Here is a 7016-nt window from a genome sequence, read left to right on the forward strand (position 1 = left end):
GCCCAAACCGCCCCTTCTGCGCGCCGCCTAACCCCAGAGAAGTTACCGGTCTCGAAACAGTCAGGTCGGAGTGGGCCCCTAGCCCTGCTGCATCATCTGGCAGAGTAAACCCATCGAGGTTGAACGTCGGAGCTGCCACCGGACTCGCCAGGTCAGCCTTGCGCGGCAATGTCGACAACCCGAACGACAAGCCTCGTATGAAACCCAGCATCTCATCGAATGCCCAGCCTACATATTTCGTCCGGACTGAAAGGTCAGCAGGTATGCTCCTATCTCGCGACAAGGACGCACGGATGCTCGCTAGAGCGATGCGGTAGCGCAGGTCAAGTAGCCGACTGAGTACGACCGCCGGCGGATTTGTAATCCGATTCGCTTCTCGCGAAGGGGTGGGTGCCGGCTGTGCCGCAACAAACGGGTCGGTGGGCCAGTTTGTGGAGGGCAAGGTAGTGAAATCGGTCGTTTTATAAATTTCGATAAATTGAGCGAAGTGGGATCGGTCATCCTCTGCCGATGCAACTCCTTCACCTTGCACGGTAATGTCAAAAACGGCGCGGAGCGCTGTAGTTCGCGTATCTACTTTCTCGAACACTCCGCCGCGGTCTTCGCCGGCATTCCACTTTGGTTCTCTTTGTGGGTCGACCTGATAAGTGGTTGCGGTCGCACTTCCTGCGAATGCCGTGATGTGGCGTCCGGGTTCAAATCCAGCAGATGCCACCTCCGGCCAGTCTGCTGTCGCCTGATCATCTTCCTGCAGCAGCCAATAGACCTTCGCATAGATTAGCCCCACGGGGTGGATCACGTTACCGATTTTCGCTCGCCGGGCGATAATCGGGTTCATAATGGCTTGCTCCTCCACCGACAAATCGGCGACCGAGGGCATCTCTGTGAGGAGAAAATCCTCCAAAACTTCCGGCGAAAAGGGCCGCAACGTAAATGGAAACGGATCAAGCGCGGGGGCCGGATCCCGGTCTTGACGAGAGATGGAAGGCGAAGCTCCGAGAAAAAGCAGCAGGTTCTGGACCGTGATGAAATGGCACATCTCTTGGATGGCAATTTCCAGAATCTTGCCAGCGATGGGATTAGATCCTAGCGACCAAGCTGCGTAGAGATATTCAACAAGGAGTGCATGTTCGACCTCGGCGCCTGCGTACAGTAGAATCAGTGCTTCTTCGACAGGGGTCGAAGCAGCCACATGAGGAATACCAAAGGTAGCGACGATTGTGCGTAGTTGGTTCGGTACTGGCCGCTCGTCAGCGACAAACTCATTCAAAACCCTGTCGCCAGGCGCCTTCCACTCCAACCGTTGCCAAGGGCTGTTTTCCACTTATTCTGCCTTTTGTTCATACGTCATGATCGTTTTCGGTTCCGGTTCGTGAGCTAGCCCCGGCTTGCAGCCGAACGCGCCCGGGTACCCCACGACTACCCCAGCCCCGAGACATCGATGAGATCCGGCATCCTGAACTGACCATCCTTCCCCAGGATTGGCTTCCAATTGGGAGCCTGCCAGAGCACGGAGCGTTTATCCCCGACCATCAATCCGATCAGAACTTCCGCCACAAACCTTGCTCCCACTGGTCCTAGTCGAACCGGTATGGCGTTCCGTGCAACATCATCCATATGGGATGCTGCTTTCGCAGCTTTCGTCCATACCCATTGGGCCTCGGCCAAAACGTAGTACCAAAGCGGAGCATTGCCTGCGAACCGCTCGCTTACATCAAGAATTGAGTTGCCGGTCGAATCCAGCTCGTCGACGATCGCCTTACCAATTCGCAGTTCGTCATCTTCTATTGGCTCGATATCCATGTACCGTGCCACATCTTGTCCTGACGGGAGTCCGAGCATCATGCCACGCAGTAAGTTGCGGGAAGCGAGGTTGGAAACGTCTCTCTTCTTCGGCAAAGGATCACCGTCTTTTTGCTCGAGGTCGCCTGGGTGACTAGGATTTGGCCTTGAGAACTCGGGCAAGAATTTGAGGGGATTCACGAGCGAAGTGTCGAGTTTATATGACGGCTGCACTCGCGAGGTGCCCAGGTCTCTCGGGTCGAGTTTCTTGCCGTTCAATTCGAAGTACAGACTCCAGTCTATTGCCCAATTCTCAGGAAATGGACCGAACCCATTTAGTCCTTTCAGCCTCTCAGCAGAGAAAATAAACTTTCGACCGTTTATCGAAGGATCCTCGTCACCGACCGGCTGGGTGAGTTCGCTGCTTAGCCGATAGATGGGACGAACCATTGAGTGCCCAAATCGATATGCCGCGGCTGAGAACTCTACGGGCATAAATGGGTCGTTTCGCCATTTGTAAAACCGCAGGTTTGGCGTGTGGGTATGGATATTGATTTTTCTGTTTTTGAACCCAGGTAGGATGTCATCTATGACGTCTTCGCCAACGATTTTGGGCAGGAAGTCCGTCAACACCACCCACTGATAGTGCCATCTGACCATTTTCTGGATATCGTCGAATTCGACATTTTTGTATTGATCACATAGGGCATTGTGAAAGTTCAAAAATACGTTTTGAAGCTGCGACACGATGACGTTTTCATCATTCCGCTTGTCGCCGATAACTGCGCGCCCGTTGTGAGCCCGGGGAAGGTCGGATGTCTTTGTTGCGATCCCTCCCCTAGTCAATCTCACGGTGCCAAGGACAAACTTTCGATCCTCAACATACATATAGGGCTGGTCAGCGGGCCCGCGTCCATAGACGCAGTCGAGGTCGAGTCGGGGCGTTCGAAAGTCGACCATGGCGTCAGGGTCGTTTCGCTGCATCGACAGGGCCGTTGGGTCGAACGTGATATCGTGATCGATGAATTGGCCAAGATACGTATAGCCCGCAGGGGTCCCGAAATTCTCTTCATCATCGGGTGCGTCCTCATCGGGAAATTGCGCCGTTCTTTCAGGATGAGCGACACGCTTCCCATTTTCCTTCTCAGCCTCGGCTTCCATTCTCTCGCCTAGCGCGATGAGGTCTTCTGCGTGAAAGTTGGCAGGAGGTAATGCCCTGAACATCCTTCCAAATCGGCCCTCAAAGTTTGAAGATCTGCCGACATTGTCGCCACCACGCAATGTTCCATGAAAGCTGGAGCGACGGCCCCATTGGGAGAGCGGAACGCCGACATTTCTCATTTGAGTTTCTCCAGACACAGTGACATGAGCGTGGAACACGATCCGCGGAAACGCGGCTTTGTTTTTGGCTACGCAGAAGCGCGCAACAAGCTGGTGGTGTATTCGATGAAGGGGCGTTGGGTTCCGCGCCGAACCAGCAGCGAATGATCGATACCAAGGATCCTGCGGACGCTGGCCAGCGCGGCCTCGTTCACCTCGATGTAGGCGACGATGTACCATTCGCCATTTTCTTCCCTGGCCATGCCCAAGGGCTCGGCTCGCCACTTCAGCGCGCCGTGGTGAGGCATGAAGTAGGTCTCCTGGACGCCACCGACGGCGCTCAGGCCCTCGTCGAGCGCGTACTCCATCACCGCGCAGCACAGCTGGGTCAGCGTGCCTCGCAAGCCGGTCGAGCGCTTCTCAGGGACAACGAAGGTGCGCGTCCACTCGGCCCAATCGGGACGTCGCGGAACACCCGACCTTTCACACATGTGAGGAAAGACCTCCGAGACCATGTGCGGCTCGCTCGTTGGGATCAATCGAGCCGAGGTCACCACACGACCATCGTCGAGGCCCAGCAGGTACGTCGCCGCGTCCGTGTCGAACTGGTCCAGCTCGCGACCATCTGGGCTTGGAGGGCGCCAGCGTTTCTGGTGCACGAAGAAGTCGTGCCGGCGGCGCAAAAACTCGTCGAACTCGTTTTCGTAGAGGTGTTTATTCAGCGCATTGACGACATGAACAGCTATCATCGCGCGATCCCCCCATCCTTCTTCAGAAGGATAGTTGCAGCCGCGCTAAAATACGTCACCTGTCCGTTCGGACAGTTGACAGGGCTAGGGGTGGATTAGCCGCCTGCGAACCGCCTCGACGACCGCTTGCGTGGTCGTGCCCACGCCAAAGGCGTCGCGTGCCTGCATCGCATGCCATTTAACTGTGCGCTCGGTCATGCCGAGGATTTGGGACGTTTCCGACAAGGTCTTGCCGGCCGCCGCCCACAGGAGCACTTCCTTTTCCCGCTCCGTCAGTACGCTATCAAACTCGCCATCGACGTGCGTCAAGGCCTGGATTGACATGCCGGCGTAGACCGCCATCGTTACCAGTTGCACCTGTTGGCGTGGCGACAGACTGCACGCCTTTTGCGAAGAGGCGAAAGACAGCACTGATTGCCAGTGATGGACGCTAAGCATCGGCACAGCGAAGCCGCTCCAGACCCGAACTCCGTCGCCTCGCCTGCAACGCGCCGGGACGCCTCTGTGTCAGACCATTTTGCCGGCACTTCGGCCCAGAGGAATGGCTTCAAAGTTTTTGCCGAGTAGATGCAGACGCCGTCAACTGCTGCATGCTCTGCTTCGATGTAGCGCTCGAACCAGCCCTCAGGCCAGCCGTTCAGTTCAACCATTGGGGCCAGCTTTTGGCCGCCGAGAGGAACACCGCTCAGGATCAGGTGCTCGAAGCCCAGGTTTCTCACGGTATCGAGAAGATCGCTCAATAGCGGCCCGGTTGCGGTGTGCTTCCGGCAGCGTTCGACAAAGTCGAATACGTCTGAATCGATCATCGGATAGACGCCCCAACTCGTACGCCCGATGCAATTATGCGCCAAATTTGGCCGCTTGAAGTATCTTATTAAAAAGGTCGTCTTTTCGCCAGTGGTTACCGGTGTTCGAAATCGTTTTTCTGATTTCGCGATCTTACCAATAAAACGACGTGATGAAGCATCTCCCGGACTGTAAACACGGTGAACCGGTGGCTCCCGATTTGTCTCGGCATTGCTCAAAACTGCGGTATACGACTGATGTGTGTAGCGAGCTTTGACCCCCATACCAGGAGCGAACATTTGAGCGATCAAAACGTAGGCCCGACGGCCGATCTGGTCGGGCTGACGGCAGACATTGTCTCGGCCTATGTCAGCCAAAACCCCCTGCCCGTCGCTGGGTTGCCAGACCTCATCGCGTCGATCCATTCGTCGCTGTCGGGCCTTGGCCAGCCGAGTGGGACCGCGCAACCGAAACAGGAGCCGGCCATCAATCCGAAAAGGTCGGTAACGCCGGACTACATCATCTGCCTCGAAGACGGCAAGAAATTCAAATCGCTGAAAAGGCATCTGGCGGTACATTACGGACTCACTCCAGACGAATACCGCGAGAAGTGGGGATTGAAGCCGGATTATCCGATGGTTGCGCCAAATTACGCGGCCCACAGATCGAGGCTCGCAAAGGCCGCGGGGCTCGGACGCAAACCGCAGCCGACGTCGGCCAAAAAGGCTCCTGCCAAACGCAAGCCTAGGACTTAGTGAAGGCCGGCTGTCGGAGCGTCCAGAAGAGTGCTTCGTCGATAGTGGCCTCACGATGTAGCGGTATACCGACTCGAACGCCAGAATGTTTGCTGAACGCTGCGGCGGATAATCAGGTTCAACGAATATCCCGGCGAACATTCGCGTTGGAGAGGTCAACGCCTTCGGCAGAAGAGCGCCCGAAAAGGGCTGTCGGCGGCTCTCTCGTGGGAACGAAAAAAGAAGAGAAGCAGAACTTTCGTGTGCAATTTTTGCACAAGAACACTGATAACATACTGATATTATTTATGTATCTCCCCATCCATCATCGGGAACGAGGTCGTAGTCCGCCGTGATGATGGCTCTCAGGAAGTCGCCGAACCGAATGTCGACCGGGGGCATGTAATCCAAGGCCCGAATGCACATCCGCATTACGTGCTCAGCAGACTTGCTCGCCTCGCGGGTCAGACGGCTGACGAGATCGGGATGAAGATCCTGACCCGCCGTCACGCCGGGCTTGACGCCCGCGATGCGCAACAAGTCGGCGGTCCGGTTCTCGTAGATTGCTAAGAATGCATCGAACACCGCCGCCACAAGGACCGCGCCAAGTTCATGCGGTTCGGTCATCTCATCGCTAAGAATGGGTGGCGATCCGTCGATATTCGCGTCGATTACATCGCGGAGCGCACCATCGCGCCCGGTGGCCTCGCCGAACTGTCGGGCAAGCCCGCTGAGAAGTGAACGGTTGTTCAGGCGTCCGCCGTCCCTGGAAATCTGGACGCGCACGGCCTCTTCGAGTGTGAAATGCGAGAACAGGGCGACAATGTCTGCAAAGGGCTCGTGGAACGCCAGACTGTCCACGTTAGTCGGTTCGGCAAAGCGGCGGTGCAGTCCGTCCAGTATGGCATGCGTCGTCTCGTGAACGATGATGTCGTGTGATAGCGCGGTAAACACCCACTGGGCACCGGCCAGCTTGGCCGAGGTGCGGAAGTAGCCGAACAAAAGTGCCTTGGTCTCACGGCTGTAGTAAGCATTCGGCTCGCGGAGCGCATGAGGATGGATGCGCAGCTTCCGTACGGGTTGGTAGGTATTGTCGGCCATTCGGCGCGGTGCCCAGAAAACCCTGCGGCCGAGCGCGCGCTCGAACGTTCGTATGGTTTTCATGGCAACCGCGAAAATCATCTGTTGATGAAACCGCGGGGTCCCCTCCGACGGGGCGAGCCCATCCTGGGCAAGCAGATGCGGATCGTTGAGATCGACCGGATCGTAAAATTGCCCGCTGACCGGGTCGATATCGATGACCTCGAGATAATCGTTGATCGGACCGGGACGGAGGTCCTCCTCCCAGCTTTGCTCCCACGTCAGCTTGATGGTAGCCACATTGATCCCAGCCGTAGCTGCGGTGGTGGGTCAAAAGCATAAACACGCAGCCGTCGAACCGGCGGGGGCGGATAGTCGTTGTTTTGACCCATTGCGCCCCCCATTCAGGTCAACGATGGCGCGCCCGCGCGGCGCTGACAAACCCAAGTCGCATTATGTGCGAAGTTTCATTGTGACTTATCTAGCCCGCTTGATGCACGGCGATCGGCTTAGGGCGGCCTGCATCGGCGATCTGGCCGCCCTCGGAGTGCATTTTGACAAGCCT

7 protein-coding genes are annotated in these 7016 nt (G+C 56.7%); 1 reads left to right on the forward strand and 6 read right to left on the reverse strand.

The features are described 5' to 3' along the window. The 5 genes from AC07FD_RS19325 to AC07FD_RS19345 form a co-directional block, all read right to left on the reverse strand. Positions 1-1324, reverse strand: a 1324-nt coding sequence (locus AC07FD_RS19325) for a ferritin-like domain-containing protein (RefSeq protein WP_478351140.1), incomplete at its 3' end; no start/stop codon positions are given. 95 nt (positions 1325-1419) lie between these two features. Continuing rightward, complete coding sequence (locus AC07FD_RS19330; protein ID WP_478351141.1) at positions 1420-3123, reverse strand: peroxidase family protein; 1704 nt, start codon at positions 3121-3123, stop codon at positions 1420-1422. A gap of 68 nt (positions 3124-3191) precedes the next feature. Next, positions 3192-3851, reverse strand: a complete 660-nt coding sequence (locus tag AC07FD_RS19335; RefSeq protein WP_478351142.1) for an acyl-homoserine-lactone synthase — start codon at positions 3849-3851, stop codon at positions 3192-3194. A gap of 84 nt (positions 3852-3935) precedes the next feature. Next, entirely contained in the window at positions 3936-4193 is a 258-nt protein-coding gene (locus AC07FD_RS19340; RefSeq protein ID WP_478351143.1) for a response regulator transcription factor, read from the reverse strand. A gap of 2 nt (positions 4194-4195) precedes the next feature. Then, positions 4196-4936, reverse strand: a complete 741-nt coding sequence (locus AC07FD_RS19345; RefSeq protein WP_478351144.1) for an autoinducer binding domain-containing protein — start codon at positions 4934-4936, stop codon at positions 4196-4198. On the opposite strand from AC07FD_RS19345, the gene AC07FD_RS19350 reads away from it, so the two are divergent. Beyond that, the gene (locus AC07FD_RS19350; RefSeq protein WP_478351145.1) at positions 4895-5392 is read left to right on the forward strand and encodes a Ros/MucR family transcriptional regulator; all 498 of its coding nucleotides are present in this window, start codon (positions 4895-4897) and stop codon (positions 5390-5392) included. The genes AC07FD_RS19345 and AC07FD_RS19350 overlap by 42 nt on opposite strands. A 285-nt stretch (positions 5393-5677) precedes the next feature. Here AC07FD_RS19350 and AC07FD_RS19355 read toward each other — a convergent pair whose 3' ends face one another. Continuing rightward, positions 5678-6751 carry a hypothetical protein gene (locus AC07FD_RS19355; protein WP_478351146.1) on the reverse strand — a complete coding sequence of 358 codons (1074 nt, stop codon included), beginning with the start codon at positions 6749-6751 and terminating at the stop codon, positions 5678-5680. Positions 6752-7016: the final 265 nt, after the last annotated feature.

It is taken from the genome of Mesorhizobium waitakense, assembly GCF_056431085.1.